Raw genomic sequence first — 26535 nt, forward strand, 5'->3', positions numbered from 1 at the left:
CTCATATCACCCGGCGAGCGTCCTGACGAGCCAAAGCCCCGCAAACAGCGCGAGAACCGACACGATCAGCGACACGAGCGCATAAATCGTAGCGCCGCCCGTCTCGCCGCGCTCCAGCAGGACCACGACATCGAGCGAAAACGTCGAGAAGGTGGTGAAGCCGCCGAGTACGCCGGTGGTGAGGAACAGCCTTGCGTGCTGCGTCCAGTTCATGCCGTCGCGAAAGGCGAAATAGCCGGCGAAGAGCCCCATGGCGAGCGAGCCGACGACGTTGACGGTGAGCGTGCCCCAGGGAAATCCGGTTCCGAACAGGCGCGCCGCGGTCAGGTTGACGCCATGGCGCAGCACGCCGCCAAGACCGGCACCGAGGAAGACGAGGACGGTTGGAAACATGGAATCTCCTTCGGGCCTGGCGCCCGATCTCGCGAGGTCCAGCCCGACATACCGTGACAGGAAGCTAGACGGATTCCTGCCATGGGCCCGAAAGCACAAAGCAGGAGCCATCAGCCGATCCGGCGGTTCAGGTCTCGGGGACCTCGGGAGACTCCATTCCCGGAAGAGAGAATTAGGCGCGGCGCTGCCGAAAAGCAATCGGGCCGCGGCGAAGACTAGTGGCCGACCACAGCCTGCACGACCACGCGGTTTTCGAGCACACCTCCCGCCTCGAAGGCGGCGATGTTGTCGAGCGTCGTCTCGCTGATCGCCATCAGCGCCTCGGCGGTGAGAAAAGCCTGGTGGCCGGTGACCAGCACGTTCGGGAAGGTCAACAGGCGCTGGAACACGTCGTCCTGGATGATCTCGTTCGAGAGATCCTCGAAGAAGAGATCCGCCTCCTGCTCGTAGACATCGAGCGCCACGCCGCCGACCTTGCCGCTCTTCAGACCGTCGACCAGCGCCTCGGCGTCGATCAGCGCGCCGCGGCTGGTGTTGATTAGGAGGAAGCCCGGCTGCGCCCGTTCGATCGCGCCGGCATCGACGAGGTGATGCGTCTCCGGCGTCAGCGGGCAATGCAGCGTGAGGATGTCCGCCGCCGTCAGCACCTCGTCGAGCGGGCGATATTCGATGCCGATCTCGACCAGCGCCGGATCCTGCCACTGGTCGAAGGCCAGCACGCGGCAGCCGAAGCCGAGCTTCAGGCAGCGCGCGACCAGACCGCCGATCCGGCCGGTGCCGACGACGCCGATCGTCTTGCCATAGAGGTCGTTGCCTATCAGGCCGTCCAAGGCGAAGTTGTTGTCGCGCACCCGCGCCCAGGCACGCGGGATGCGGCGATCGAGCGCGAGGAGCAGCGCCACCGTGAACTCCGCCACCGCATGCGGCGAATATGCGGGCACGCGCACGACCTCGATGCCGAGTTCCGCCGCGGCGACGAGATCGACATTGTTGAAGCCGGCGCAGCGGAGCGCGATCAGCCGCGTACCGGTCGAGGCGAGATGGGTCAGCAGCGGCCGGTCAAGCTGGTCGTTGACGAAGACGCAGACGGCGGGAAATCCGTCCGCCAGAGGCGCGGTGGAAAGGTCGAGCCGCGGCTCGAAGAAGACCAGCTCATGGCCGAAGGCGGCGTTCGTCTCGGAGAGATATTGCCGATCGTAGGGCTTGGTGCTGAAGACGGCGACCCGCATGTTTCACTCCTGATCGGCGAACTCACCGAAGAGCTTGAGCCCTTCGATCCATGTCGCGCCATCCTCCTTGACGACAACGCGCGATGCAACGCCGGTCTCGCGCTCCAACGCGTCGGCGAGCGCCTGCGAATGCGTCACGACCCAGACCTGCGTCCGTCCGGCGGCGCGCGCGATCAGGCGCGCCAGCGGCTCGACGAGATCGGGATGCAGGCTCGTCTCCGGCTCGTTCAGGGCGATGAAGCCGGGGAGCCGATATCCGGACAGCGCCGCGACGAGGCAGAGGAAGTGCAGCGTGCCGTCGGAAAGCTCGTGCGCGCCGAGCGGGCGCGGCAGGTCGGAAAATCTCAAGCCGATCGAGACGGTGCCCTTGCCGAACTCGGTCACCAGCACCGCGCCCGGAAAGGCATCCTCTATCGCCGCTTCGATTTCGGGCGCCTCGCCGCGAATCTCGATCACGCTCGCCAGCGCGGCCGCCAGGTCGTAGCCGTCCGAGGAGAGCGTCGGCGTGGTAATCGCGAGCGCCGGCTGGCGGATCGGCGACGCCTTGTCGGTGCGGAAATCATGATAGAAGCGCCAGTCGAGCAGCGCGCGGCGGACGAGGTCGAGTTCGGTGAACCGCCCCTGGTCACGAAAGCCGGCGAGCGCCGTCTCGGAGGGAACCAGCGCCTCCTCATAGGACTGGCGGCGGCCGTCGCCATCGCGCAGCCATGCGCTCGGTCCCTGCCGCTTCATCAGCGTCACCGCCTTGCCGCGGAAGCGATGGACCAGTTCCTCGGCTTTGACCATCGGCTCGGTTGCCGTCAGCGCCGCCTCGTCGATCGGCGCCGGCAGGCCGATCTCGATCGAATATTCATAGTCGCCGAATTCGGCACCGAGCTTCAGCCGAACTGGGCCTTTGGCGCGCGGGCCAGCCCACAGGACGGAATCGAAACCGCCCTCCTCCGCGATCTCACGCGTGACCGTGCCCCGCGCGGCGGCCGCCAGCAATTCGAGCGAGCGGTAGAGATTGGTCTTGCCGACGCCGTTCTTGCCGACGAGCACGGTCAGCTCTTCGACCGGCAGGCGGATGCGCCGGATCGAACGATAGAGCTCGGCCGAAACGGAGGTCAGGCGCAGCGGCAAGGCGGGCCCCGGTGGCTCGGAGTTTGAGCGGCGGGCAGCCAGAAAGGGCCGCCCGCCTCCGTCAGGCGATCAGAATACGACGACGCTGCGGATCGACTTGCCTTCATGCATCAGGTCGAAGGCGGTATTGATCTCGTCGAGCGGCATGGTGTGCGTGATCAGGTCGTCGATGTTGATCTTGCCGTCCATGTACCAGTCGACGATCTTCGGAACGTCAGTGCGGCCGCGCGCGCCGCCGAAGGCCGAGCCCTTCCAGACGCGGCCGGTGACGAGCTGGAACGGACGGGTCGAGATCTCGGCCCCCGACGGCGCCACGCCGATGACGATGCTTTCTCCCCAGCCGCGATGGCAGCATTCCAGGGCCTGGCGCATGGTGTGAACATTGCCGATGCACTCGAACGAGAAATCGGCGCCGCCGCCGGTCAGGTCGACGATCGCCTGCACGACCTTGTCGCGGCCGACCTCGTCCGGATTGACGAAATGCGTCATGCCGAACTTCTTGGCCATCGCGACCTTGGACGGATTGAGATCGACGCCGATGATCTTGTCGGCGCCCACCATGCGGGCCGCCTGGATCACGTTGAGGCCGATGCCGCCGAGGCCGAACACGACGACATTGGCGCCCGGCCAGACCTTGGCGGTGTGGATCACCGCGCCGACGCCCGTGGTCACGCCGCAGCCGATGTAGCAGATCTTGTCGAAGGGCGCGTCCTCGCGAACCTTGGCGACGGCGATCTCGGGCAGCACGGTGAAGTTCGAGAAGGTCGACGTGCCCATGTAGTGGAACACGGTCTCGCTGTCGCAACGGAAGCGCGAGGTCGAATCGGGCATCAGGCCCTGGCCCTGGGTAGAGCGGATCGCCGTGCAGAGGTTGGAGCGCTGCGACAGGCAGGTTTTGCACTGGCGGCATTCCGGCGTGTAGAGCGGAATGACGTGGTCGCCCGGGCGCACCGAGGTGACGCCGGCGCCGACCTCGCGGACGATGCCCGCGCCCTCATGGCCAAGAATGGCCGGGAACTTGCCCTCCGAATCAAGGCCGGACAGCGTGTAGGCGTCGGTGTGGCAGACGCCCGTCGCCATGATCTCGACCAGCACTTCGCCGGCCTTCGGACCTTCCAGATCGATCGTCTCGATCGTGAGCGGCTTGTTGGCTTCCCAGGCGACGGCGGCGCGAGTCTTCATTTGGGATGTTCCCTCTCTGCGGGCCGCGAGCGGCCCTTCCACATGGCTCGGCCGCTTATACGCCAGCCTTGCGACGATAAAATACCCTGTCGCACGCGGATCACCAGACGCGTGGCGGAAGATGCATCCGCGCCAATCCATGCTAGCGTAACGGCAGGGGTGGGAGAGGCATGCATGAATGAACCGCTTGGACTGAGAGATAGCGGCCCGGCGGATGCGCCGCGACCGACGGCGGCCACGTTTCGCGAACGGCTGGCGGCTCGGCCCGCCTATCCCTGGTATATCGTCGGCGTCACCTGCATCGGCAGCTTCATGGGTCAGTTCGACGCCAGCGTCGTGCAACTGGCGCTGCCTCATCTCGCCGAGGTCTTCCACACGCGCGAGACGCTGACGAGCTGGGTCGCGCTCGCCTATCTGCTCAGCTTCTCCGCCTCGCTGCCTGTCTTCGGCTGGCTCTGCGAACAATTTGGCCGCAAGCCGCTCTACCTGATCGGCATGGCGGCGTTCCTCCTCGCCTCGGTCCTCTGCGGCATCGCGACCAGCCTGCCGCAACTGATCGCCTTCCGCGTCCTGCAGGGCCTCGGCGGCGCCCTGCTCGGCGCCAATTCGGTCTCGATCCTGGTCCGCGCCGCCGGCAAGGAACGGCGCGGGCGTGCCATGGGCATCTTCTCGGCCGCGCAGGCGATCGGCGTCAGCCTGGGGCCGATCGTCGGCGGCCTGCTGATCGGCTCGCTCGGCTGGCGCTCGATCTTCTGGGTCACCGCCCCGATCGGCGTCGTCGGCGTCCTGCTCGGCTGGCTGATCCTGCCGCGCGACGAAGGCCGCGCCGAGGGCCGGTTCGACGCGCTGGGCGCGCTGCTGCTGCCGCCGGCGCTGCTCTGCATCGTGCTGGCGCTCAACCAGGCCGCCGACTGGGGCATCGCCTCGGCATCGTTCATCGGCACCAGCCTCGCTGGCATCGCGCTGCTGGTGCTGTTCGTCAGGCACGAACGGCGGACCGATTCGCCGCTGGTCGATCTCAAGCTGTTCCAGTCGGAGGCTTTCTCGCTCGGCATCGTCGCTGTGATGCTGAGCTACGCCATGCTCTACGGCATGTTCTACCTGATCTCCTTTGCACTGGTGCGCGGCTTCCACGACACGCCGGAACTGGCCGGCCTGCGGCTGGCGGCGATCCCGATCGCGCTTGGCATCGCCGCGCCGATCGCCGGCTCCTTCGTCAACCGGCTCGGCGCCACGACCCTCAACCTCGCCGGCATGGCGCTCTGCGCCGCCGCTCTGCTCGCGCTCTCGCTCGTGGCGCTGGAGCCCGCACCCTCGCGCCTGTTCGGCATTCTGTCGCTGGCGGTCTTCGGCGCCGGGCTCGGCATGTTCATGGCGCCGAACAACAGCGCCACCATGGGCGCAGCGCCGCCGGCGCTTTCCGGTGAGGCCGGCGCCATGCTCAACCTCGCCCGCATGCTGGGCGTCAGTCTCGGCGTCGCCAGCGCCGCGTCGACGCTCGCCTGGCGCATGCAGGTGATCGGGGGCGCGCGCACCGACGATGTCATCTTCTACGGCCATCCGATCCTCGGCGCGGTCGAGACGAGCTTCCTTCTGCTCTTCCTCTTCGCCCTCGCCGCTACGATCTCGACGCTGAAGCGCCGCCGGCTACCGGCCGAGGACGCCTCACCCTTGCCGGCGACCGACGGGAAGGCCTGACGCCCCGCCCGCTTACGCTTTCTTCACGCGCGCCGGTATCGCTGGCGGGCAGCATCCATGGCGGTCCATCCGTCCCCAGCAAAGGGCATCCAGTCTTGTCGAAAAAGATCTACCTCGCGGGCCCCGAAGTCTTCCTCGCCAACGCCCGTGAGATCCTCGACCGCAAGGCGGCGCTGACCCGCGCCGCCGGCTTCACGCCGATCTCGCCAGGCGACCTCGATATCCCGCCCTCCGACACCAAGAAGGGCTTCGGACTGGCGATCAGCGAAGTCGACGAGCAGATGATGCTGGCGTCCGACGCGATCATCGCCAACCTGACGCCGTTCCGCGGCATCGCCGCCGACACCGGCACGACCTTCGAACTCGGCTTCATGTGCGGGCTCGGCAAGCCCGTCTTCGCCTACACCAACGTCTCCGCCAACCACTTCGCGCGCGTGCTCGAATATTACGGCGGGGCCGTCGCCGAGGGCGAGGACGGCCACAAGCGCGGTCCGGACGGGCTCTCGGTCGAGGATTTCGAAATGATCGACAATCTGATGCTGCATGGCGGCATCGAGCGGCGCGGCGGCGCGGTCGTCGTCGGCAATGCCGATCCGGCCGCGCTCTACACCGATCTCGCCGCCTTCGAGGCCTGCCTCGCCATCGCGGTCGAAAAGCTCGCCTGAAGCCGGTCAGGCCAGACGGTTCAGGCCAGACGGTTCAGGCCTTGGGCGGCGACACCGCCTGGGAATTCTCGGCGAACACCGAAAGCGCCTCGCACTCGGCCGAAAGCGCTTCGACGCGCGGCCAGTGCCGGTCGCCGAGCAGGCCGGGATGGGCCTCGGTGGTAAAGCGATAGGCGCAGGCGACCGCGATATCGGCATGGCCGATGCGGTCGCCGAACCACCATGGCGACGGCCGATCAGCCCGATCCGCCTCGAGAGCGTCGAGGACGCCGGCGATCTGCGTCTTGCAGCGCTCGACCCAAACCTTGGACTCGTCCTTGCGCAGCACGGCCTCGTAGACGAGGCTGACGGCCTTGTCGGCCAGCCCCGTCGCCAGCGCGCAAACCTTGAGCGCGCGCCGCCGTTCCGGCCCGAACGGCGCGATCATCGCCTTTTCCTCGCCGGCGAGCTCATCGAGATAATCAAGGATCGCCGCGCTTTCGATGACGACGTCGCCATCGTCGAGCACGAGCGTCGGCACGCGTGTCAGCGGATTGTAGGGCGCGATCTTCTTGGCATCGCCGAAGACCGACCAGGGCCGGTGCTCGAACGGAATGGCGTAGAGATGCATGGCGATCGCCACGCGGCGGACGAAGGGCGAATCATACTGGCCGATGAGGATCAAGGCGCGCACTCCCATTGAGGCCGCCATCATGCAACTCGCCGCCCCGGCCGGAAAGAGCCCCGTCAGTCGCAGCGCGTCGTGAGCTGTGGCGACAGCCAGGTCAGCGCCGGCTCGATCGCCCGCTGCCAGTAGTCCCAGAAATGCCGCCCCTCGCTGCTCCTCTGCTCGACCGGATAGCCCTGCGCCACAAGCGCCTTGGCCAGCCGGCCGCCGGCGCGCCGCAGTTCGGGATAGTCCTGGTCGCCGATCGCCATCCAGATCCGCGCGGGATCGGACGACGCCTGCGTCGCGGCGGCGAGCGTGAACAGATTGAGCGCGTTGAAACGGTCGCGGTCGATCGGCTCGCCATAGGAACCCTTGTAGAGATCGCGCACGAAATCCGCATGGAGGCGCGGGTCGCCCGGCCCCATCGTCTCGGCGATGGCGCCGGAAAGGCTGATGGCGGCGTGGAACTCGTCCGGATGGCGAAGCGTCAGGAACAGCGCCCCATACCCGCCCATCGACAGCCCGCCGATCGCCCGCCCGTCGCGGCACGCCGCCGTTGGCAGGCGCGCCTCGATCGCCGGAATGAAATCCTCGATCAGCGCCGTTTCCATGCGGCCAAGGCTGCCAGGATCGGCATTGTCGACATACCAGCTGTCGCCCGCGCCCGGCGCCACCACGACCATGGGCCGGATCTCGCCGGACGCGATCAGCCGGTCGAGGATGGTGGCGAGATTGCCCCAGGTGAACCAGTCGCCGTCGCGCCCCGTCAAGCCATGCAGCAGATAGAACACCGGCCAGCGCTCGCCCGCCGCCGGCTGGCCGTCCGGGACATAGACCGCATAGGGAATGGCGCGGCCAAGAATCGGGCTCGGCGCCGACTGATGGAACTCCGTGCGGCTCGCCGCCTCCGCGCCCTGCGCCATGGCGAGCGCCAACCCGATCGCGCCGAAGCACGACAACAACCTACGGCACCGCATCCGCCCCTCCGCTTCCCCGCGCCTCCCGTCACTTGGACATGAGAAAATCTGGGAAAGGAAGCGGGTCACGAGGTCGGCGACTAGCCGCCGCCGCGCTCCTTGCGGAGCTTGGCCCAATAGTCCATGCGTTTGCGGATGTCGCGCTCGAAGCCGCGTTCGACGGGCTGGTAGAAGCTCTGCCGGCCGAGCGCGGTGGGGAAATAGTCCTGCCCCGAAAAGGCATCCGGCTCGTCGTGGTCGTAGCGATAGCCGGCGTTGTAGCCCTCGTCCTTCATCAGCTTGGTCGGGGCGTTCAGGATGTGCTTGGGCGGCAGCAGCGAGCCACCCTGCTTGGCCGCCTGCATCGCCGCCTTGAAGGCGGTATAGACGGCGTTCGATTTCGGCGCGGTGGCGAGATAGACGGCCGCCTGGGCGAAGGCGAGTTCGCCCTCGGGGCTGCCGAGATAATCGTAGGCGTCCTTCGCCGCGTTGGCGACGACGAGCGCCTGCGGATCGGCGAGGCCGATATCCTCGACGGCCATGCGCACCAGCCGGCGACCGAGATAGAGCGGATCCTCGCCGGCGTCGAACATGCGCGCGAGATAGTAGAGCGCGGCATCCGGGTCCGAGCCGCGGATCGACTTGTGCAGGGCGGAGATCAGATTGTAGTGGCCGTCCTGGCCCTTGTCGTAGATCGGCGCCCGCCGCTGGACGATCTCCTGCAGTCCCTTGGCGTCGAAGATCTCGCCCGGCTTCGCCGCGCGCCAGACCTCTTCCGACAGCGTCAGCGAGGCGCGGCCGTCGCCATCGGCCATGCGGATCAGCGTCTCGCGCGCTTCCTCGTCGAGCGGCAGCGGCTTGCCCTCCACCGCCTCGGCGCGATCGAGCAGCTTCGCGATCGATTCCGGCCCGTGCGAATGGAACACCAGCACGCGGGCACGCGACAACAGCGCTGCGTTCAACTCGAAGGACGGATTTTCGGTGGTCGCGCCGACGAGCGTGACCGTGCCGTCCTCCATCACCGGCAGGAAGCTGTCCTGCTGGGCGCGGTTGAAGCGATGGATCTCGTCGACGAAGAGCAGCGTGCCCTTGCCGATCTGCCGCCGCCCCCGCGCCTGGTCGAACACCTTTTTCAAATCGGCGACGCCGGAGAAGATCGCCGAGATCTGTTCGAAATGCAGGTCCGTCTCATGCGCCAGCAGGCGCGCCACGGTGGTCTTGCCAGTGCCGGGCGGGCCCCAGAAGATCATCGAGCCGAGCGAACCGGAATTGAGCATGCGCGTCAGCGCGCCATCGGGACCGACCAGGTGGTCCTGGCCGACCACGTCGGCAAGCCGTTCGGGGCGAAGCCGATCGGCCAGGGGCCGCGGCGCGGCCCTCTCCATTCCGGCTGCCTCGAACAGATTGCTCATCTCAAAACGTCCAACCGACTAGCGTCCGACCTGCGAACGGATCAGGCGACCGCCGCGCTCGATCACGAGCCTATAGCGCGAAGCCCGCTCCGCCGCGACACCGGCCAAGTCCTTCGTCGAGCCGATCTGCACGCCATTCGTCTCGACGATGATGTCGCCGGCGCGGAAACCGACGCCTTCCGCCGCCGAACCCTGCTCGACCGACTGGATCAGCACGCCCTTGTCGCGCTTGCCGGCATAGGCGAACTCCTCGATCACGGCTGGCGAGAGATTGACGACGGTGACGCCGGCAAAGGGCGAGTTGCCGTCGATCGTGCGCTGGTCGCGAGCCGGAATTTCCGGCGCCGCCATCAGAGCCAGCTCGGTCGAAAACGTCTTTCCGGCCCGGATATAGTCGAGATTCACCCGGCCATCGACGCCCTTCGTGGCCAGGCGGTAATTGAGGCCGTTCGGATCGTCGACCTCGATGCCGTCGACGCTGATGACGAGGTCGCCCGACTTCAGGCCGGCCCGCTCGGCCGGGCTCGAGGCCACCACGTCGGTGACGAGCGCGCCGCGCGGACGGCCGATGCCGAGACCGTCTGCGATCTCCGGGGTCACCTGCTGCAGGCCGGCGCCGAGCCACGGCAATTGCAGCTTGCCGTCCTTCAGCGCCGATTGAACGACGACGCGCACCATGTTGGACGGAATCGCGAATCCGATGCCGATCGAGCCGCCGCTGCGCGAATAGATCGCCGTGTTGATGCCGACCAGCTTGCCGTCCATGTCGACGAGCGCGCCACCGGAATTGCCGGGATTGATGGCCGCGTCCGTCTGGACGAAGAACTGGTAGTCCGAGGCGCCGATCTGCGTGCGGGCCAGCGCCGAGACGATGCCGCTCGTCACCGTCTGACCGACCCCGAACGGGTCGCCGATGGCGAGCACGAGATCACCGACCTCCAGCGCGTCCGAATCGGCATAGGAGACGACCGGGTACTGGCCGTCACCGCCCTTGAGGCGCAGCACGGCGAGATCCATCCGCTCGTCCTTCAGCACCACCTCGGCCTCGAGCTCGCGCTTGTCCGACAGCGCCACCTTGACCTCGTCGGCATTCGCGATGACGTGATAGTTCGTCACCACCACGCCGGACGCGTCGACGATGACGCCGGAGCCGAGCGACTGCTGCACGCGCTTGCGCGGCGCGTTGTCCATCTCGCCGCCAAAGAAGCGGCGGAAGAACGGGTCGTCCATGAAGGGCGAAGCGCGCTGCTGGATGACGCGCGAGGCATAGACGTTGACGACCGCCGGCGAGACGCGCTTGACGATCGGCGAGAAGGAATAGCGGAGGGCGGCCTCCGAGGGGGGGACCGTGCGTTCCGCGGCCATTGCCTGGCCGCACAGCAACGCGCCGGCCAATCCAACTGCAACCGCAATTCCAAACCGCATGGAGAGAGCCTTTCTGACGGGATTCCTTCGCCAAGAATGCTACACGAAATGCGGCGCGGCAGTGGCCTTCGCCGGCCGATGCCCGCTCCGGTTGGCGAGCGAATCCACAGGCGGTTCCCGAAACCCCTGTTCAACTGCCACAGCCTCGCCCAGAGTTCGTGTCACCAAACCGGCGGATATTCGCTCCAGCCAGCCGGACGGCTCTTGGCGGCGAGCCCGACATCTGGATAATCCAGCCGGGACGAAGGGATCGGAATGCTCTGGATCGCACTGTTCATCGTAGGTCTGCTGGGTCTGCTGGCCGGGCTGGTCCCCCTGCTTCTCAATGGAATCAGCCGCACGAACTTTGCCGCGATCGCGATGGGCACCGTGCTGCTCGTCGCGGGCGCCGCTGGCGTGATCATGAAGCCGGCGCTCCCGGTCACGATGCCGCACATCGCCCTGCTGGAGCCTTCCGAACCCGAAGCACTGCCTAGCGAGCCTCCGGCCGAGACGCCGCAGCCGGCCGAAGCGGAAGCCCCGGCCGCTCCCGAACCGACCGAGCCGGCTCCCCAGGTCCGCGTGATCGAACCGGCCGAATCACCTGCCGCCTCCAACAAGGACGAGTCGCAACTCGAGCCGTCCGCCCTGCCCGATCCGGTGCCTGTCACCACCACCACGGTGGACCCGAGCGGCGAGCAGGATCCGCTCGCCGGCGCCGCGCCGCCCGCCGAGGCCCCGCCCGCTGCCGCCGGCACCAGCCCGGCCGAGGAAGCGGCAGCCCTGCTCGGCGTGCTGGCGCCGCAGCAGCCAAAGGACCAGGCCGCTTTCACCCAGGCCGTGCGTACGGCCCGCGACGCCTTTGACAAGGCGCCCGACGACGAACGCGATGCGATCCAGCCGCAGCGCGCGGCAGCCATCTGCAAGGCGCTGCCGAAGCCGGAAGTGAAGAACTGGATCGGCCAGATCCAGTCGCTCGATACCGATTCCGGCAAGCGGCTGACCGTGACGATGGCGCTGCCCGACGGCACGCTGGTGAAGACCTGGAACAACGCGATGTCGGACATGGAGGACCAGACTCTGGTCCCGGCCGGCTCGCCCGTCGCGCAGAGCCTCGGCAAGATGAAGGCCGGCGACACCGTCCGCTTCGCGGGAACCTTCTTCGCCGACGAACCCGACTGCTATCGCTCCAGCCGTCTCTCGCTGATGCAGTCGATGATGGAGCCGAGCTTCCTGTTCCGCTTCACCGCCGTCGAGAAGCTCTAGCGGCCGAGGCATCCCCAAAGCCCCTCACCCGAGCCCTTTCCCGCAAGCGGAAGAGGGAGTCCGGCGAGCAACCCCACCCATCCACCGATACGCAGGCCGAGCCCTCGCCCACAGGCGGGAGCGGGTTGGCTGAGCAATCTCTCCTTGCCTTGCGAACGAGCGAAGCCCGGACCAGGGACGAGCCCCCTGCGCCCTTTCTCCAGGGCCGACCGGCAAGCGCGACGGATGCGGGTCACGGGCATCCAATCGGGCTGGAGATCGAGATCGCGGCTCGGGCCGACCTACCCCGCCAGACCAAGTTCCAAAAAACAAAAAGGGCGACCCGAGGGTCGCCCTTTTCGTAACTTTGCCGGGGGCGATCCGCTTACGCGGCGGCGCCTTCGGCTGCCTCGGCGGCGGCCGTACGGGCGCGGTCAGCAGCGCCCTTGGCGTCGACGTCGCGCTCGACGAACTCGATCACGGCGATCGGTGCGTTGTCGCCATGACGGAAGCCGGCCTTCAGAACGCGAAGGTAGCCACCCTGGCGCTCCTGGTAGCGCGGGCCGAGCGTGTCGAACAGCTTCTTGGCGGCGGCGACGTCGCGCAGCTGCGCGATGGCCTGGCGGCGGGCGTGCAGATCGCCGCGCTTGCCGAGCGTGACCAGCTTCTCGACGATCGGACGCAGGTCCTTCGCCTTCGGCAGGGTGGTGACGATCTGCTCGTGCGTGATCAGCGCGGCAGCCATGTTTGCGAACATCGCCTTGCGGTGGCTCGCGGTGCGGCTGAACTTGCGACCGGAATTACCGTGGCGCATGGCTCTCTCCTCAGTTTAACGACCGGCGGCTCACGCCGTGGGTGCTGTCTTAGTAATGATCTTCGTAACGCTTGGCGAGTTCTTCGATGTTCTCCGGCGGCCAGTTGGTGACCTCCATGCCGAGATGGAGACCCATCTGGGCGAGAACTTCCTTGATCTCGTTGAGCGACTTGCGGCCGAAATTCGGGGTCCGGAGCATCTCTGCCTCGGTCTTCTGAATCAGGTCGCCAATATAGACGATATTGTCGTTCTTCAGGCAATTGGCCGAGCGGACCGAAAGTTCCAGCTCGTCCACCTTCTTCAGAAGCGACGGGTTGAAGGCCAGCTCCGGAATTGCTTCCGACACGGCTTCCTTCTGCGGCTCTTCAAAGTTGACGAAGATCGACAGCTGGTCCTGCACGATGCGGGCGGCGTAAGCCACCGCGTCGTCGGGACGAAGCGAGCCATCAGTCTCGACCGTCAGCGTGAGCTTGTCATAGTCCAGAACCTGACCCTCGCGGGTGTTCTCGACACGGTACGAGACCTTCTTGACCGGCGAATAGATGCTGTCGACGGGGATGAGCCCGATCGGAGCGTCTTCCGCGCGGTTGCGGTCGGCGGCGACGTAGCCCTTGCCGGTATTGACGGTGAACTCCATGCGGATCTCGGCGCCTTCGTCAAGCGTGCAGAGAACCAGCTCGGGGTTCAGGACTTCGATGTCGCCCACGGTCTGGATGTCGCCAGCGGTGACGACGCCCGGACCGGTCTTGCGGACCACCATGCGCTTCGGGCCTTCGCCCTGCATGCGGATGGAGATTTCCTTGATGTTCAGGATGATGTCGGTGACATCTTCCCGGACGCCGGCAATGGACGAGAACTCGTGCAGCACGCCGTCGATCTGGACGGCGGTGACCGCGGCGCCCTGGAGCGAGGACAGCAGCACGCGCCGCAGCGCGTTGCCGAGCGTCAGACCGAAGCCGCGCTCAAGAGGTTCCGCCACGACGGTGGCGAGACGCTTGGGATCGGATCCCGGCGTCACCTCGAGCTTGTTCGGCTTGATCAGCTCTTGCCAATTCTTATGGATCACGATCGTATCCTTTCGATCTCGAACGCCACCTGACGGTTCAGGTGGCGTGGCGCTCCGGCTAAGGGCGGAGCGCCGAATGCCGATACGCGGTGAAGACGGCGCCCGGCGAGGACGCCGTCCAAGGCCTTAGACGCGGCGACGCTTCCGCGGCCGGCAGCCATTGTGCGCGATCGGCGTCACATCACGGATCGAGGTGATGGTGAAGCCAGCAGCCTGCAGAGCGCGCAGAGCCGACTCACGACCCGAACCCGGGCCCGTGACTTCAACTTCAAGCGTCTTCATGCCGTGTTCGGCAGCCTTGCGGCTCGCGTCTTCCGCAGCCATCTGCGCGGCGTACGGGGTCGACTTGCGCGAACCCTTGAAGCCCATCATGCCAGCCGACGACCAGGAAATCGCATTGCCCTGCGCGTCGGTGATGGTGATCATGGTGTTGTTGAACGTCGAGCTCACATGCGCAACGCCCGAGGAGATGTTCTTCCGCTCGCGGCGACGTACGCGCGTTGTGTCCTTGGCCATTCTCTATCCTTACGTTCGATCTCGACACCGCCGTAAAACCGGCGGCTCCACCGGGGGCCTAGCGCCCCGAACTCTATGATTATTACTTCTTCTTGCCGGCGATCGGCTTGGCCGGACCCTTGCGGGTGCGCGCATTGGTGTGCGTGCGCTGGCCGCGAACCGGAAGACCACGGCGATGACGCAGGCCGCGGTAGCAGCCGAGATCCATAAGCCGCTTGATGTTCATCGCGACTTCGCGACGGAGATCGCCTTCCACGACGTAGTCGCGGTCGATCGCCTCGCGGATCGCCAGAACTTCGGCATCCGTGAGCTCGTTGACGCGACGCTCGGGAGCGATGTTCGTCTTGGTGATGATGTCGAGCGCGTTCTTCGCGCCGATCCCGTGGATGTACTGGAGCGCGATGATGACGCGCTTGTTCGTCGGGATGTTTACGCCTGCAATACGGGCCACTGCCGTCTCCATCTCCAGCCGACGAAACCTTTCGTCGGCGCCTCGAAATCCCGCGTCCGGTGGAGGCCGGCTCGTGCGGGCATGCTCTTGCGCAAACAAGCAATGCCGTCCCCTGAAATGTCAGGGAACGCCATAACCCGTTTGCAGCAGGTCGCGAGCCTTATCGACTCTCGACCTGTTCGTCAAGTCTATCCAGCGTGCTCTCGATTTCCGACGAAACCTCGTCGATCGAACGCATGCCATCGATCTCGATCAGGCGACCGCCCGCCTTGTAGTAAGGCGAGATCACCGCCGTATCCCGGTTATAGGCGGCGAGCCGGGTCTTGAAGACCTCCGGATCGTCGTCCTTCCGGACCGGTTCGCCGCGGGCGCGGGTCTCGTCGGCGCGCTTGGTGATTCGATCCGTCAGCTTGGACTGATCGACCTTGAGCTCGACGACGGCGTCGAGCTTGACGCCCTTGCTCGCCAGCATCTTCTCGAGCGCGTCCGCCTGGGCGATCGTGCGGGGAAAGCCGTCGAGGATGAAGCCCTTGCGGGCATCCGCTTCCTCGATCCGCTCCGCAACGATCCCGACGACGACCTCGTCGGGAACCAGGTTGCCGGCGTCCATGATCGCCTTGGCCTGCAGGCCGATCGGCGTTCCGGCCGCGACGGCGGCCCGCAGCATGTCGCCGGTGGACAGCTGCGGAATTCCGTAACGCTTCACAAGACGAGCCGACTGCGTACCCTTACCCGCTCCTGGTGGTCCGAGCAGGATCAGTCTCATCGCCTTTTCCCCCGGAGCTTGGACTTCTTGACCAAGCCCTCATACTGATGCGCCAACAGATGGCCCTGGACCTGCGACACCGTATCCATCGTCACGTTGACGACGATGAGCAGCGATGTACCGCCAAAGTAGAACGGAACGTGGGTGGCCGAGATCAGCGCTTCAGGCAGCAGACAGACGATCACCAGGTAGATCGCGCCGAGAAGCGTGATGCGCGTCAGCACGTAGTCGATGTACTCGGCCGTCCTCTGGCCCGGACGAATACCCGGAATGAACCCGCCATGCTTCTTCAGATTGTCGGCCGTGTCGGTCGGATTGAACACGATCGCCGTGTAGAAGAAGGCAAAGAAGATGATCATCGCCGCGTACAGCAGCATGTAGAGCACGGTGCCATGGCCAAGCAGCGCCACCGTCGAGGTCAGCCAGCCGGGCGCGCCGCCCTGGGCCGTGAAGTTGGCGATGGTGGCCGGCAGCAGCAGCAGCGACGACGCGAAGATCGGCGGAATGACGCCCGACGTGTTGAGCTTCAGCGGCAGGTGCGACGACTCACCCTGGAACATCCGATTGCCAACCTGGCGCTTCGGATACTGGATGATGAGGCGGCGCTGGGCGCGCTCCATGAACACGATGAAGGCGATCGCGACGACGGCGACGACGGCCACGGCCAGGATGACCCAGGTCGGCAGAGCGCCCTGGCGGCCGAGTTCCAGCATGCCGATCAGGGCGTGCGGGATGTTGGCGACGATGCCGGCGAAGATGATCAGCGAAATGCCGTTGCCGATGCCGCGCGAGGTGATCTGCTCGCCGATCCACATCAGGAACATCGTGCCGCCGGTCAGCGTGATCACCGTCGAGATCCGGAAGAACATGCCGGGATCGATGACGATGTTGCTGCCGCCCTCGAGACCTACCGAAATGCCGTAGGCCTGCACGAGCGCGAGAAGGACCGTGCCGTAGCGCGTGTACTGATTGATGATCTTGCGACCCGCCTCCCCTTCCTTCTTCAAGGCTTCGAGAGAGGGGACGATCGACGTCATCAGCTGGATGATGATCGACGCAGAGATGTACGGCATGATGCCGAGCGCGAAGATCGCCATGCGTCCGACGGCACCGCCGGAGAACATGTTGAACAGGCCCAGGATGCCGGACTGCTGATTGCTGAAGGCGCTAGCCAGCGCTTCCGGATTGATGCCGGGAAGCGGGATATAGGTGCCGAGCCGATAGACGAGCAGCGCACCCAGCGTGAACCAGATGCGCTTCTTCAGAGCCTCGGCTTTGGCGAAGGCGCCAAAATTGAGATTGGCCGCCAGTTGTTCAGCCGCTGATGCCATTCGCCGCTCCGTTCGGGCCCGGAAACCGGGCCCCAATGCCCCTGCCGGGCATCAAGTGGTCTCTCGGAGGCGCCGCGACAAGCGGCGCCCCTCCCCGAACGACGCAGTTTACTCTGCGTCCGTCTTTTCTGCCTGGGCGGCGAGCAGCTTGACGGAACCGCCAGCCTTCTCGACCGCTTCGATGGCCGGCTTGGACGCGCCAGCGATCTCGAAGTTGACGGCGACCTTGAGTTCGCCGACGCCGAGGAGGCGAACGCCGTCCTGGACGCGACGCAGAACGCCGGCTTCCTTCAGCGCTTCGACCGTCACCGGCTTCTTCGCATCGAGCTTGCCCGCATCGATCGCCGCCTGGACGCGAGCAAGGCTGACCTCGTTGTAGTCCTTGGCGAAGATGTTGGTGAAGCCGCGCTTCGGCAGACGCCGATGCAGCGGCATCTGGCCGCCTTCAAAGCCCTTGATCGCCACGCCCGTGCGCGACTTCTGGCCCTTGACGCCGCGACCACCGGTCTTGCCCTTGCCCGAACCGATACCGCGTCCGACGCGCATGCGGTTCTTGCTGGAGCCCGGGTTGTCGTTGATCTCGTTGAGCTTCATCGAACTGGTCCTTCTGGGCTCAGGCCTCGTCCACAACGCGGACGAGGTGAGCCACCTTGGCGATCATGCCGCGAACCGCAGGGGTATCCTGCAGCGTCGAACGGCGACGGATCCTGTTGAGGCCGAGGCCGATCAGCGTAGCACGCTGCTCGACCGGGCGACGGATCGGGCTGCCGGTCTGCTCGACGGTAATCGTCTTGGCGGCGCCTTCAGATTTCTTGGCCATTTGGTCAAATCCTCGAATTCAATCGGGCGCTCACGCCTCGGCGGAAGCGTCGACTTCGCCGCCGCGACGGGCCTGCAGTGCCGAAACCTTGATGCCACGACGGGCCGCGACGCTGCGCGGGCTGTCTTCGGCATTCAGGGCTGCGAACGTGGCGCGCACCATGTTGTACGGGTTCGACGAACCCATCGACTTGGCGACGACGTCCTGGACACCGAGGGTCTCGAACACGGCGCGCATCGGGCCGCCGGCGATGATGCCGGTACCCGGCGCTGCGGCGCGCAGGAAGACCTTGCCGGCGCCGTGGCGACCGAACACGTCATGGTGAAGCGTACGTCCCTCGCGCAGCGGAACCCGAACCAGGCTGCGCTTCGCGGCTTCCGTCGCCTTGCGGATTGCTTCAGGCACTTCACGCGCCTTGCCGTGGCCGAAACCGACCCGGCCCTTCTGGTCGCCGACGACGACGAGGGCTGCGAAGCCGAACCGCCGTCCGCCCTTCACCACCTTCGCGACGCGATTGATGTGAACGAGCTTGTCGACGAATTCGCTGTCGCGCTCTTCCCGCTGCTCTCTGGCCATCGAAAGATCCAATCGTCCTGTGTTTCGTGATGACGCGCCTCAGCGCATCAGAAGTCGAGACCGCCCTCGCGAGCGCCGTCAGCCAGCGCCTTCACGCGGCCATGAAAAAGGTAACCGCCGCGGTCGAAGATGACCTGCGTAACGCCGGCTGCCTTGGCGCGCTCTGCGACGAGCTTGCCGACCGCCTCGGCGGCTGCCTTGTCGGCACCCGTCTTGAGCGAACCACGAAGGTCCTTCTCGAGGGTCGAAGCCGCGGCGAGCGTACGCCCTTCGGCGTCGTCGATCACCTGGGCGTAGATGTGCTCCGACGAGCGGTAGACGCTCAACCGGGGCCGTCCGTTCGCAACCTTGCGGAGCGCACGGCGGACACGCGCAGCGCGGCGTTCCTGCTGAATATTGGCCATGACCGTCTCCGTTACTTCTTCTTACCTTCCTTGCGGAAGATAGTTTCGGTTGCGTACTTGACGCCCTTGCCCTTGTACGGCTCGGGGCTGCGATACTCGCGGATCTCGGCCGCAACCTGGCCGACCTTCTGCTTGTCGATGCCCGAGACGATGATCTCGACCGGACGCGGGGTCTCGATCTTGATGCCTTCCGGGATCGCGTAGATCACGTCATGGCTATAGCCAAGCGCGAGCTGCAGGTTCGAACCCTGAACGGCGGCGCGGTAACCCACGCCGTTGATCTCGAGCTTCTTCGAGAAGCCCTCGCTCACGCCCTTCATCAGGTTCGAAATCATGGTGCGCGACATGCCCCAAGCGGCGCGAGCCGGCTTGCTGTCATCACGCGGGGCGACCTGAACGCCCGCTTCCGTCAGTTCCACTGCGACGTGATCCGTGAAGTCGAAGGACAGCTCGCCCTTCGGACCCTTCACCGACACCGTCTGGCCGTTGATCGTAGCCGTAACGCCCTTGGGCACGGCCACCGGCTTCTTACCAATACGAGACATCAGACTAATCCGTCCGGTTCGTGTTTCGCCATCAGCCAGATCAGAATACCTGGCAAAGAACCTCACCGCCGACATTCTGGTCGCGGGCATCCGAATCCGACATCACGCCCTTCGGCGTCGACAGGATGGACACGCCGAGGCCATTCTTGACCTGCGGGATGTTCTTTACCGAGGCATAGACCCGGCGACCCGGCTTCGAGACACGCTCGATGGTGCGGATCACTGGCTCGCCATCATAATACTTCAGTTCGATCTCGATCACCGGACGGCCTTCGCCATCCACCGAGTCCGCAAAGCCACGAATGTAGCCTTCCGACTGCAGAACACCGAGAACGTTCGAACGCAGCTTCGAGGACGGCGTCGAAACCTTCGACTGCCGGCGCATCTGAGCATTGCGGATGCGGGTGAGCATATCACCCAGAGGATCGGTCATTGTCATCGGACCGTGCTCCTTACCAGCTCGACTTGACGAGGCCCGGGATCAACCCCAGCGACCCGAGTTCGCGCAATGCAATACGCGACATCATCAGCTTGCGATAGACACCGCGCGGGCGGCCCGTCACTTCGCAACGATTGCGGATGCGCGTCTCGGACGCGTTCCGCGGCAGCTCCGCCAGCTTGAGGCGCGCCTGGAAGCGCTCCTCGAGCGACAGGCTCTCGTCATTTGCCACAGCCTTCAGGCGGTCGCGCTTGCCGGCATACTGCTTGGCAAGCTTGCGGCGCCGGTTGTTCTTCTCGATCGAGCTCTTCTTAGCCATCGATTGTCCCTCGTCCTATCCCGGCACCGGTTACTGGCGGAACGGGAAGTTCAGCGCCTTCAGAAGGGCGCGAGCTTCCTCGTCGGTCTTGGCCGTGGTGCAGACGATCACGTCCATTCCCCAGACCTGATCAATCTTGTCGTAATTGATCTCCGGGAAAATCAGGTGCTCCTTGATGCCCATGGCGAAGTTGCCACGACCATCAAAGCTCTTCGGGTTCAGGCCGCGGAAGTCACGGACGCGCGGCAGCGCGATCGTGACCAGGCGGTCGAGGAACTCGTACATGCGCGCCTTGCGCAGCGTGACCTTGCCGCCGATCGGCATGTTCTCGCGCAGCTTGAACGTCGCAATGGACTTCGAAGCCTTCGTCACGGCCGGCTTCTGGCCAGCGATGAGCGCCAGGTCACCAAGGGCGGTGCCGACCTTCTTGGAATCGTTGACGGCCTCGCCAACGCCCATGTTCAGCACGATCTTCTCGAGACGAGGAACCTGCATCGGGTTCTTGTACCCGAATTCCTCGACGAGCTTCGCCCGTACTTCGTCTTCATAAAACTTCTTGAGCCGCGGCTCGTAAGCTGCCTCAGCCATCGATCACATCTCCCGAACGCTTTGCGACGCGTTGTTTGCGCCCGTCTTCGGTCACCTGGAAACCGACGCGAGTCGGCTTGCCATCCTTGGGATCAGCCAGGGCGATGTTCGACAGATGGATCGGGAGCTCCTTGGCGACGATGCCGCCCTGCTCGCTCGCCGTCTGCTTCTGGTGCTTGCGACCGACGTTGACGCCACGCACGACGGCGCGGTCTTCCGACGGGATCACGCGAAGCACTTCGCCCGACTTACCTTTATCCTTGCCTGCGAGGACGACGACGTTGTCGCCCTTCTTGATCTTGGCAGCCATCACAGCACCTCCGGCGCGAGCGAGATGATCTTCATGTGGTTCTTCGCGCGAAGCTCACGCGGAACCGGCCCGAAGATACGAGTCCCGATCGGCTCCTTCTGGTTGTTGATCAGAACCGCCGCATTCTTGTCGAAACGGATGACGCTGCCATCCGGACGACGAATATCCTTGGCTGTGCGAACGACGACCGCCTTCATGACGTCGCCCTTCTTCACGCGACCCCGCGGGATCGCCTCCTTGATCGACACAACGATGATGTCGCCGACCGAGGCGTACTTCCGCTTGGAACCGCCGAGAACCTTGATGCACATCACACGACGAGCGCCGGAATTATCCGCCACGTCGAGGTTAGTCTGCATCTGAATCATGACTGGCCGCCTACTTTTATGGTTGCCACCGACCCGAAGGGATCAGCAGCAACGAACCTTATCCAGTGCCTTACTTGTCGCCCGACTGCTCGGTACCGACAACGATCCAGCGCTTGTTCTTCGAAATCGGCGCCGTCTCTTCGATGGAGACCAGGTCGCCAATCTTGTGAACGTTGCCTTCGTCATGCGCGTGGTACTTCTTCGTCCGACGCACGGTCTTCTTCAAGACCGGATGCGTGAAGCGACGCTCGACGAGAACAACGACAGTCTTGTCGGTCTTGTCGCTGACGACGCTGCCCTGCAGAACGCGTTTCGGCATGCTCGCCTCCTCAGCGCTTGTCCGCCGCGCTCTTCTGCGCAGCGATGGTCTTGATCCTGGCGATGTCGCGGCGAACCTGCCGGACACGCGCCGTGTTTTCGAGCTGGCCGGTCGCCCGCTGAAAGCGCAGGTTGAACTGCTCCTTCTTCAGGTTTCCGAGCTCGGTTTCGAGCTGATCGGCGGTCTGCAGCCGAACGTCTTTCGCCTTCATGGCCCTATCCTCGTCCGTTCGCCGATCAATCGGCGATGCGCTGTACGAAGCGCGTCTTGATCGGGAGCTTCGCCGCGCCGAGACGGAGCGCCTCACGGGCGGTCTCCTCGTCGACACCGTCGATCTCAAACATGATCCGGCCAGGCTTGACGCGGGACGCCCAGTATTCCGGGGCGCCCTTACCCTTACCCATTCGGACTTCGGTCGGCTTCGACGTGACGGGCACATCCGGGAAAATCCGGATCCACACGCGTCCCGCGCGCTTCATAGCACGAGTGATCGCGCGGCGCGCCGCTTCGATCTGTCGCGCCGTGACGCGTTCCGGCTCCAGGGCCTTGAGGCCGAACCCGCCGAAGTTCAGATCCGTACCACCCTTGGCGACGCCATGGATACGGCCCTTGAACTGCTTGCGGAACTTGGTGCGCTTCGGTTGCAGCATTTCTGTTCTCTCTCGCCCTCAGTTCCGACCGATTAGGCCGCGGCGTCGCGACGACGAGTATTCGAGCCCTGCTCGTTACCCTCAGTCAGGCGACGCTCGGAAGCCATCGGATCGTGCTCGAGGATTTCACCCTTGAAGATCCACACCTTGATACCGCACGTGCCATAGGCCGTGTGGGCGGTCGCGGTGCCGTAGTCGATGTCAGCGCGCAGCGTGTGCAGCGGAACCCGACCCTCTCGGTACCACTCGAGGCGGGCGATTTCCGCGCCACCAAGACGGCCACCGGCGTTGATGCGGATGCCCTGGGCGCCGAGACGCATCGCCGACTGGACGGCGCGCTTCATGGCGCGGCGGAACGCGACGCGGCGCTCCAGCTGCTGGGCGATCGAGGCCGCGACCAGGGTCGCGTCGATCTCCGGCTTGCGGACTTCGACGATGTTCAGATGCACTTCGCTGTCGGTCAGCTTGCCGACCAGCTTGCGCAGCTTCTCGATGTCGGCGCCCTTCTTGCCGATCACGATGCCCGGACGAGCCGAGTAGATCGTGACGCGGCACTTGCGGTGCGGACGCTCGATGACGATCTTGGAGACCGCCGCCTGCTTCAGCTCGACCAGGAGCATCTCGCGGATGCGGATGTCCTCATGGAGCAGCTTGCCGTATTCGCCCTTGTTGGCGAACCAGCGGCTGTCCCACGTCCGGTTGATACCGAGGCGGAGGCCAATCGGATTGACTTTCTGGCCCATTATGCAGCCTCCTCGGTCTCACGCACCACGATGGTCAGGTGCGAAAACGGCTTCTCGATCCGGCCGACGCGACCGCGAGCCCGCGGCGTCCAGCGCTTCATCACCAGGGCCTTGCCGACGAATGCCTCGGCGACCACCAGCGAATCAACGTCGAGATCGTGATTGTTCTCGGCGTTTGCGATCGCGGATTCCAGCGTCTTCTTTACGTCACGCGCAATCCGCTTCTCGGAGAAGGTCAGGTCGGCGAGCGCCGTGCTGGCCTTCTTGCCGCGGATCAGCTGGGCGACAAGGTTGAGCTTGCGCGGAGAGACACGGATCATGCGCGTGATCGCGCGGGCCTCGTTGTCTTTCAGCGCGCGTTCGCGCTTCGGCTTGCCCATGTTACTTCCTCTTCGCCTTCTTGTCGGCCGTGTGGCCATAGTAGGTCCGGCTCGGCGAGAACTCGCCGAACTTGTGACCGACCATGTCCTCGTTGACGATGACCGGAACGTGCTTTTGGCCGTTATAGACGCCAAACGTCAAGCCCACAAACTGGGGCAGGATCGTGGAGCGACGGCTCCAGATCTTGATCACCTCGCCACGACCCGAAGAGCGGCTCTTCTCGGCCTTGCGGAGGAGATAGCCGTCGACGAACGGGCCTTTCCAAATAGAACGAGCCACGGACAGCCCCTCTCTTACTTGCTCTTGCGCAGATGACGGCTGCGCGCGATGAACTTGTCGGTCGACTTGTTGTTGCGGGTCTTCTTGCCCTTGGTCGGCTTGCCCCACGGCGTGACCGGATGACGGCCACCCGAGGTCCGGCCTTCACCACCGCCGTGCGGATGGTCGACCGGGTTCATGGCGACGCCGCGGACGCTCGGACGCTTGCCAAGCCAACGGTTACGACCGGCCTTGCCGAGCGAGATGTTGGCGTGGTCCGGGTTCGAAACCGCACCGATCGTGGCCATGCAAGTCTGCGAGACCAGGCGCTGTTCGCCCGAGTTCAGGCGCAGGATCGCCATGGCGCCGTCGCGGCCAACATACTGTGCATAAGCACCGGCCGAACGGGCGATCTGACCGCCCTTGCCCGGCTTCATCTCGACGTTGTGGACAATCGTGCCGACCGGCATCGCACCGAGCGGCATCGCGTTGCCCGGCTTCACGTCGGCCTGGGCCGCCGAGATCACCTTGTCGCCAACGGCCAGACGCTGCGGCGCCAGGATGTAGCTGAGTTCGCCATCCTCATACTTGATGAGGGCGATGAACGCCGTACGGTTCGGATCGTACTCGATCCGCTCGACGACGGCGGGAATGTCGCGCTTGTTACGCTTGAAGTCGATCAGGCGATAGGAACGCTTGTGGCCACCGCCACGGCCATAGGCCGTGACGCGTCCGAGATTGTTGCGACCGCCGCTCTGGCGGAGACCAACCGTCAGACCCTTGACGGGCTTGCCGGCGTAGAGCTCCGAACGATCGACGAGAACAAGCTGGCGCTGTCCCGGCGTAGTCGGCTTGTAGTGCTTGAGAGCCATGGCTTCAGCCTATTCTTTTCGCGTCAGAGACCGGTAGAAACGTCGATCGACTGACCTTCAGCAAGCGTCACGATCGCCTTCTTGACGTCGCTCTGCTTGCCCACGATACCGCGGAAGCGCTTCACCTTGCCCTTGCGGACGAGGGTGTTCACACCCGTGACCTTGACCTTGAACAGCGCTTCGACAGCCGCCTTGATTTCGGGCTTCGTCGCGGTCTTCAAAACGTTGAAGACGACCTTGCTCTGTTCGGTAGCAATGGTCGACTTCTCGCTCAGCACCGGGCTGCGGATGATGTCGTAATGCGACAGATCGCTCATTTGAACCGCTCCTGCAGCGCCTCGACCGCAGCCTTGGTCAGCACGAGCTTCTCGCGGCGCAGAATGTCGTACACGTTGATGCCCTGCACCGGCAGAACGTCGATATGCGGGACGTTCCGGGTAGCAAGCCCGAAGTTCTCGTTGACCGAAGCGCCGTCGATGATCAGCGCGTTGGCCCAGCCGAGCTTGGCAAGGTTTTCCTTGACCGCCTTGGTCTTCGGCGCATCGATGGCGATGTCCGAAACGATGACCAGGTTGTCGCCGCGGGCCTTGGCCGAGAGCGCGTGCTTCAGCGCCAGCTGGCGGAACTTCTTGGTCAGGTCATGCGCATGGCTGCGCACCACCGGACCGAAGGCCTTGCCGCCGCCGCGGAACTGCGGCGCAGTCTTGGCGCCGTGGCGTGCGCCGCCGGTGCCCTTCTGCTTGTACATCTTCTTGGTCGTGCCGGAGATCTCCGAACGACCCTTCGACTTGTGCGTGCCGGCCTGGCGCTTGGCGAGCTGCCAGCGAACCATGCGGTGCAGGATGTCGCCGCGCGGCTCGAGACCGAAGATCTCGTCCGAGAGCGAGATCTCGCCAGCAGCCGTACCGTCGAGCTTGGTGACCTTAATATCCATCATTCGGCCTCCTTCGCTTCGACCGCAGCTTCAGCCGTCGCACCGAGCTTCCGGAAGGCGCCCGGAACCGGGACATCCTTGGGGAGCGCGCGCTTGACCGCATCGCGAACCTCGATCCAGCCGCCCTTGGCGCCGGGAACGGCACCCTCGACCATGATCAGGCCGCGCTCGACATCCGTGCGAACGACCTTGAGGTTCTGAGTGGTCACGCGGACGTCGCCCATGTGACCAGCCATCTTCTTGTTCTTGAACACCTTGCCCGGGTCCTGGCGCTGGCCAGTCGAACCGTGAACACGATGCGATACCGAGTTACCGTGGGTCGCGCGGCCACCACCGAAGTTGTGGCGCTTCATGACACCGGCAAAACCCTTACCGATCGAGGTGCCGCTGACGTCGACGAACTGGCCGACGACGAAATGCTCGGCGGTGAGTTCGGCGCCAACCTCGATGAGGTTGTCCGGGCTCACACGGAACTCCGTGACCTTGCGCTTCGGCTCGACCTCGGCCTTGGCGAAATGACCACGCTCAGCCTTCGGCGTGTTCTTCACCTTGGCGAGTCCGCTTCCGAGCTGGACCGCGGTGTACCCGTTCTTATCTTCCGTCCGATGAGCAACAACCTGGCAGTTGTCCAGCTTCAGCACCGTCACCGGCACCTGCTCGCCCGCATCCGTGTAGATGCGGGTCATGCCCACCTTCTGTGCGATCAATCCAGAGCGCATTCTATCCTCGCTCGCCTCAGAGCTTAATTTCGACGTCCACACCGGCCGCCAGGTCGAGCTTCATCAGCGCGTCCACGGTCTGCGGGGTGGGGTCGACGATGTCGAGAAGACGCTTATGCGTGCGCATCTCGAACTGCTCACGGCTCTTCTTGTCGATATGCGGCGACCGATTCACGGTGAACTTCTCAATCTGCGTGGGAAGTGGCACCGGGCCAACAACGCGCGCGCCGGTACGCTTCGCCGTGTTTACGATCTCACGCGTCGACGCATCGAGAATGCGATGGTCGAACGCTTTGAGCCGGATCCGGATATTCTGACCGTTCATCGATTTCTGTCCTCAGGTGACATGGGCGCGCGACGTATCCGCGCGCCCGGTCCGGATCTTCCGACT

38 protein-coding genes and 1 riboswitch are annotated in these 26535 nt (G+C 65.0%); of the genes, 3 read left to right on the top strand and 35 right to left on the bottom strand.

Translation table 11 applies throughout. The annotated features are described in order from the left end of the window. Window positions 1-6: 6 nt before the first annotated feature. The 4 genes from crcB to OSH07_RS08290 form a co-directional block, all read right to left on the bottom strand. Entirely contained in the window at window positions 7-393 is a 387-nt protein-coding gene (gene crcB, locus OSH07_RS08275; RefSeq protein ID WP_266338137.1) for a fluoride efflux transporter CrcB, read from the bottom strand. A gap of 94 nt (window positions 394-487) precedes the next feature. Beyond that, a riboswitch (Fluoride riboswitch) is annotated at window positions 488-563 on the bottom strand. 45 nt (window positions 564-608) lie between these two features. Further along, window positions 609-1622 carry a 2-hydroxyacid dehydrogenase gene (locus tag OSH07_RS08280; protein WP_266338138.1) on the bottom strand — a complete coding sequence of 338 codons (1014 nt, stop codon included), beginning with the start codon at window positions 1620-1622 and terminating at the stop codon, window positions 609-611. Between the two features lie 3 nt (window positions 1623-1625). Continuing rightward, window positions 1626-2738: an AAA family ATPase gene (locus OSH07_RS08285; RefSeq protein ID WP_266338201.1), complete on the bottom strand. Its 1113-nt coding sequence runs from the start codon at window positions 2736-2738 to the stop codon at window positions 1626-1628. Window positions 2739-2813: 75 nt separating this feature from the next. Continuing rightward, window positions 2814-3926 (bottom strand): S-(hydroxymethyl)glutathione dehydrogenase/class III alcohol dehydrogenase, encoded by a 1113-nt coding sequence (locus OSH07_RS08290; RefSeq protein WP_266338139.1) that lies wholly within the window; start codon window positions 3924-3926, stop codon window positions 2814-2816. Window positions 3927-4100: 174 nt separating this feature from the next. On the opposite strand from OSH07_RS08290, the gene OSH07_RS08295 reads away from it, so the two are divergent. Continuing rightward, the gene (locus tag OSH07_RS08295; RefSeq protein WP_266338140.1) at window positions 4101-5624 is read left to right on the top strand and encodes a DHA2 family efflux MFS transporter permease subunit; all 1524 of its coding nucleotides are present in this window, start codon (window positions 4101-4103) and stop codon (window positions 5622-5624) included. A 95-nt stretch (window positions 5625-5719) separates the two neighbouring features. Beyond that, complete coding sequence (locus OSH07_RS08300; protein ID WP_266338141.1) at window positions 5720-6289, top strand: nucleoside 2-deoxyribosyltransferase; 570 nt, start codon at window positions 5720-5722, stop codon at window positions 6287-6289. A 34-nt stretch (window positions 6290-6323) separates the two neighbouring features. Here the strand turns inward: OSH07_RS08300 and OSH07_RS08305 are convergent, their stop codons facing one another. The 4 genes from OSH07_RS08305 to OSH07_RS08320 form a co-directional block, all read right to left on the bottom strand. Continuing rightward, window positions 6324-6953, bottom strand: coding sequence for a glutathione S-transferase family protein (locus tag OSH07_RS08305; protein WP_266338142.1), 630 nt, complete (start codon window positions 6951-6953; stop codon window positions 6324-6326). Window positions 6954-7015: 62 nt separating this feature from the next. Beyond that, window positions 7016-7915, bottom strand: coding sequence for an alpha/beta hydrolase (locus tag OSH07_RS08310; RefSeq protein ID WP_266338143.1), 900 nt, complete (start codon window positions 7913-7915; stop codon window positions 7016-7018). An 80-nt stretch (window positions 7916-7995) separates the two neighbouring features. Continuing rightward, on the bottom strand, window positions 7996-9306 hold the full coding sequence (locus OSH07_RS08315) for a replication-associated recombination protein A (RefSeq protein ID WP_266338144.1): 1311 nt from the start codon (window positions 9304-9306) through the stop codon (window positions 7996-7998). Between the two features lie 18 nt (window positions 9307-9324). Next, on the bottom strand, window positions 9325-10671 hold the full coding sequence (locus tag OSH07_RS08320; RefSeq protein ID WP_266338145.1) for a DegQ family serine endoprotease: 1347 nt from the start codon (window positions 10669-10671) through the stop codon (window positions 9325-9327). A 315-nt stretch (window positions 10672-10986) separates the two neighbouring features. Here OSH07_RS08320 and OSH07_RS08325 point away from each other — a divergent pair, with 315 nt between their 5' ends. After that, window positions 10987-11976 carry a hypothetical protein gene (locus OSH07_RS08325; RefSeq protein WP_266338146.1) on the top strand — a complete coding sequence of 330 codons (990 nt, stop codon included), beginning with the start codon at window positions 10987-10989 and terminating at the stop codon, window positions 11974-11976. A gap of 364 nt (window positions 11977-12340) precedes the next feature. Here the strand turns inward: OSH07_RS08325 and rplQ are convergent, their stop codons facing one another. The 27 genes from rplQ to rpsJ all read right to left on the bottom strand — a co-directional run bounded on the left by rplQ (window position 12341) and on the right by rpsJ (window position 26469). After that, on the bottom strand, window positions 12341-12769 hold the full coding sequence (rplQ, locus tag OSH07_RS08330) for a 50S ribosomal protein L17 (protein ID WP_266338147.1): 429 nt from the start codon (window positions 12767-12769) through the stop codon (window positions 12341-12343). Window positions 12770-12818: 49 nt separating this feature from the next. Further along, window positions 12819-13838, bottom strand: a complete 1020-nt coding sequence (locus OSH07_RS08335; protein WP_266338202.1) for a DNA-directed RNA polymerase subunit alpha — start codon at window positions 13836-13838, stop codon at window positions 12819-12821. A gap of 123 nt (window positions 13839-13961) precedes the next feature. After that, the gene (gene rpsK / locus OSH07_RS08340; protein WP_266335047.1) at window positions 13962-14351 is read right to left on the bottom strand and encodes a 30S ribosomal protein S11; all 390 of its coding nucleotides are present in this window, start codon (window positions 14349-14351) and stop codon (window positions 13962-13964) included. 82 nt (window positions 14352-14433) lie between these two features. Next, window positions 14434-14802 (bottom strand): 30S ribosomal protein S13, encoded by a 369-nt coding sequence (gene rpsM / locus OSH07_RS08345; RefSeq protein ID WP_266338148.1) that lies wholly within the window; start codon window positions 14800-14802, stop codon window positions 14434-14436. A gap of 160 nt (window positions 14803-14962) precedes the next feature. Further along, window positions 14963-15568: an adenylate kinase gene (locus OSH07_RS08350; RefSeq protein ID WP_266338149.1), complete on the bottom strand. Its 606-nt coding sequence runs from the start codon at window positions 15566-15568 to the stop codon at window positions 14963-14965. Next, a complete protein-coding gene (secY, locus tag OSH07_RS08355; RefSeq protein WP_266338150.1) occupies window positions 15565-16899 on the bottom strand; it encodes a preprotein translocase subunit SecY in 1335 nt (444 codons plus the stop codon). Before secY ends, OSH07_RS08350 begins: the two co-directional genes overlap by 4 nt. Window positions 16900-17007: 108 nt before the next feature. Further along, window positions 17008-17493: a 50S ribosomal protein L15 gene (gene rplO, locus OSH07_RS08360; protein WP_266338151.1), complete on the bottom strand. Its 486-nt coding sequence runs from the start codon at window positions 17491-17493 to the stop codon at window positions 17008-17010. Between the two features lie 19 nt (window positions 17494-17512). Continuing rightward, window positions 17513-17719 carry a 50S ribosomal protein L30 gene (gene rpmD / locus OSH07_RS08365; protein ID WP_266338152.1) on the bottom strand — a complete coding sequence of 69 codons (207 nt, stop codon included), beginning with the start codon at window positions 17717-17719 and terminating at the stop codon, window positions 17513-17515. A gap of 30 nt (window positions 17720-17749) precedes the next feature. Beyond that, complete coding sequence (gene rpsE, locus OSH07_RS08370; RefSeq protein WP_266338153.1) at window positions 17750-18295, bottom strand: 30S ribosomal protein S5; 546 nt, start codon at window positions 18293-18295, stop codon at window positions 17750-17752. A 47-nt stretch (window positions 18296-18342) separates the two neighbouring features. Continuing rightward, window positions 18343-18699, bottom strand: a complete 357-nt coding sequence (gene rplR, locus OSH07_RS08375; protein ID WP_266338154.1) for a 50S ribosomal protein L18 — start codon at window positions 18697-18699, stop codon at window positions 18343-18345. A gap of 11 nt (window positions 18700-18710) precedes the next feature. Beyond that, window positions 18711-19244 (bottom strand): 50S ribosomal protein L6, encoded by a 534-nt coding sequence (rplF, locus tag OSH07_RS08380; protein WP_266338155.1) that lies wholly within the window; start codon window positions 19242-19244, stop codon window positions 18711-18713. A 40-nt stretch (window positions 19245-19284) separates the two neighbouring features. Continuing rightward, entirely contained in the window at window positions 19285-19683 is a 399-nt protein-coding gene (rpsH, locus tag OSH07_RS08385) for a 30S ribosomal protein S8 (protein ID WP_266338156.1), read from the bottom strand. 13 nt (window positions 19684-19696) lie between these two features. Further along, window positions 19697-20002 (bottom strand): 30S ribosomal protein S14, encoded by a 306-nt coding sequence (gene rpsN, locus OSH07_RS08390; RefSeq protein ID WP_266338157.1) that lies wholly within the window; start codon window positions 20000-20002, stop codon window positions 19697-19699. 30 nt (window positions 20003-20032) lie between these two features. After that, a complete protein-coding gene (rplE, locus tag OSH07_RS08395) occupies window positions 20033-20590 on the bottom strand; it encodes a 50S ribosomal protein L5 (protein WP_266338158.1) in 558 nt (185 codons plus the stop codon). Further along, window positions 20583-20900, bottom strand: a complete 318-nt coding sequence (gene rplX, locus OSH07_RS08400; protein ID WP_266338159.1) for a 50S ribosomal protein L24 — start codon at window positions 20898-20900, stop codon at window positions 20583-20585. The genes rplE and rplX overlap by 8 nt, the downstream gene beginning before the upstream one ends. Beyond that, complete coding sequence (rplN, locus tag OSH07_RS08405; protein WP_029075463.1) at window positions 20900-21268, bottom strand: 50S ribosomal protein L14; 369 nt, start codon at window positions 21266-21268, stop codon at window positions 20900-20902. The genes rplX and rplN overlap by 1 nt, the downstream gene beginning before the upstream one ends. Window positions 21269-21338: 70 nt before the next feature. Further along, window positions 21339-21587: a 30S ribosomal protein S17 gene (gene rpsQ, locus OSH07_RS08410; protein WP_266338160.1), complete on the bottom strand. Its 249-nt coding sequence runs from the start codon at window positions 21585-21587 to the stop codon at window positions 21339-21341. A 10-nt stretch (window positions 21588-21597) separates the two neighbouring features. Beyond that, entirely contained in the window at window positions 21598-21798 is a 201-nt protein-coding gene (gene rpmC / locus OSH07_RS08415; protein ID WP_266338161.1) for a 50S ribosomal protein L29, read from the bottom strand. Between the two features lie 25 nt (window positions 21799-21823). After that, window positions 21824-22237 (bottom strand): 50S ribosomal protein L16, encoded by a 414-nt coding sequence (gene rplP / locus OSH07_RS08420; RefSeq protein ID WP_201400060.1) that lies wholly within the window; start codon window positions 22235-22237, stop codon window positions 21824-21826. A gap of 32 nt (window positions 22238-22269) precedes the next feature. Next, complete coding sequence (gene rpsC, locus OSH07_RS08425; protein WP_266338162.1) at window positions 22270-22980, bottom strand: 30S ribosomal protein S3; 711 nt, start codon at window positions 22978-22980, stop codon at window positions 22270-22272. Next, window positions 22980-23360 carry a 50S ribosomal protein L22 gene (rplV, locus tag OSH07_RS08430; protein ID WP_266338163.1) on the bottom strand — a complete coding sequence of 127 codons (381 nt, stop codon included), beginning with the start codon at window positions 23358-23360 and terminating at the stop codon, window positions 22980-22982. The genes rpsC and rplV overlap by 1 nt, the downstream gene beginning before the upstream one ends. A 1-nt stretch (window position 23361) precedes the next feature. Continuing rightward, complete coding sequence (gene rpsS, locus OSH07_RS08435) at window positions 23362-23640, bottom strand: 30S ribosomal protein S19 (RefSeq protein ID WP_018184908.1); 279 nt, start codon at window positions 23638-23640, stop codon at window positions 23362-23364. 14 nt (window positions 23641-23654) lie between these two features. Beyond that, complete coding sequence (gene rplB / locus OSH07_RS08440; RefSeq protein ID WP_266338164.1) at window positions 23655-24491, bottom strand: 50S ribosomal protein L2; 837 nt, start codon at window positions 24489-24491, stop codon at window positions 23655-23657. A 23-nt stretch (window positions 24492-24514) separates the two neighbouring features. Further along, the gene (locus OSH07_RS08445; protein WP_201400063.1) at window positions 24515-24808 is read right to left on the bottom strand and encodes a 50S ribosomal protein L23; all 294 of its coding nucleotides are present in this window, start codon (window positions 24806-24808) and stop codon (window positions 24515-24517) included. After that, a complete protein-coding gene (rplD, locus tag OSH07_RS08450) occupies window positions 24805-25425 on the bottom strand; it encodes a 50S ribosomal protein L4 (RefSeq protein WP_266338203.1) in 621 nt (206 codons plus the stop codon). The genes OSH07_RS08445 and rplD overlap by 4 nt, the downstream gene beginning before the upstream one ends. Further along, complete coding sequence (rplC, locus tag OSH07_RS08455; RefSeq protein ID WP_266338165.1) at window positions 25425-26144, bottom strand: 50S ribosomal protein L3; 720 nt, start codon at window positions 26142-26144, stop codon at window positions 25425-25427. Before rplC ends, rplD begins: the two co-directional genes overlap by 1 nt. Before the next feature lie 16 nt (window positions 26145-26160). Then, window positions 26161-26469, bottom strand: a complete 309-nt coding sequence (gene rpsJ, locus OSH07_RS08460; RefSeq protein WP_018184903.1) for a 30S ribosomal protein S10 — start codon at window positions 26467-26469, stop codon at window positions 26161-26163. Window positions 26470-26535 lie beyond the last annotated feature (66 nt).

It is taken from the genome of Kaistia nematophila, assembly GCF_026343855.1.
In the GTDB taxonomy this organism is placed as follows: Bacteria; Pseudomonadota; Alphaproteobacteria; order Rhizobiales; family Kaistiaceae; genus Kaistia; species Kaistia nematophila.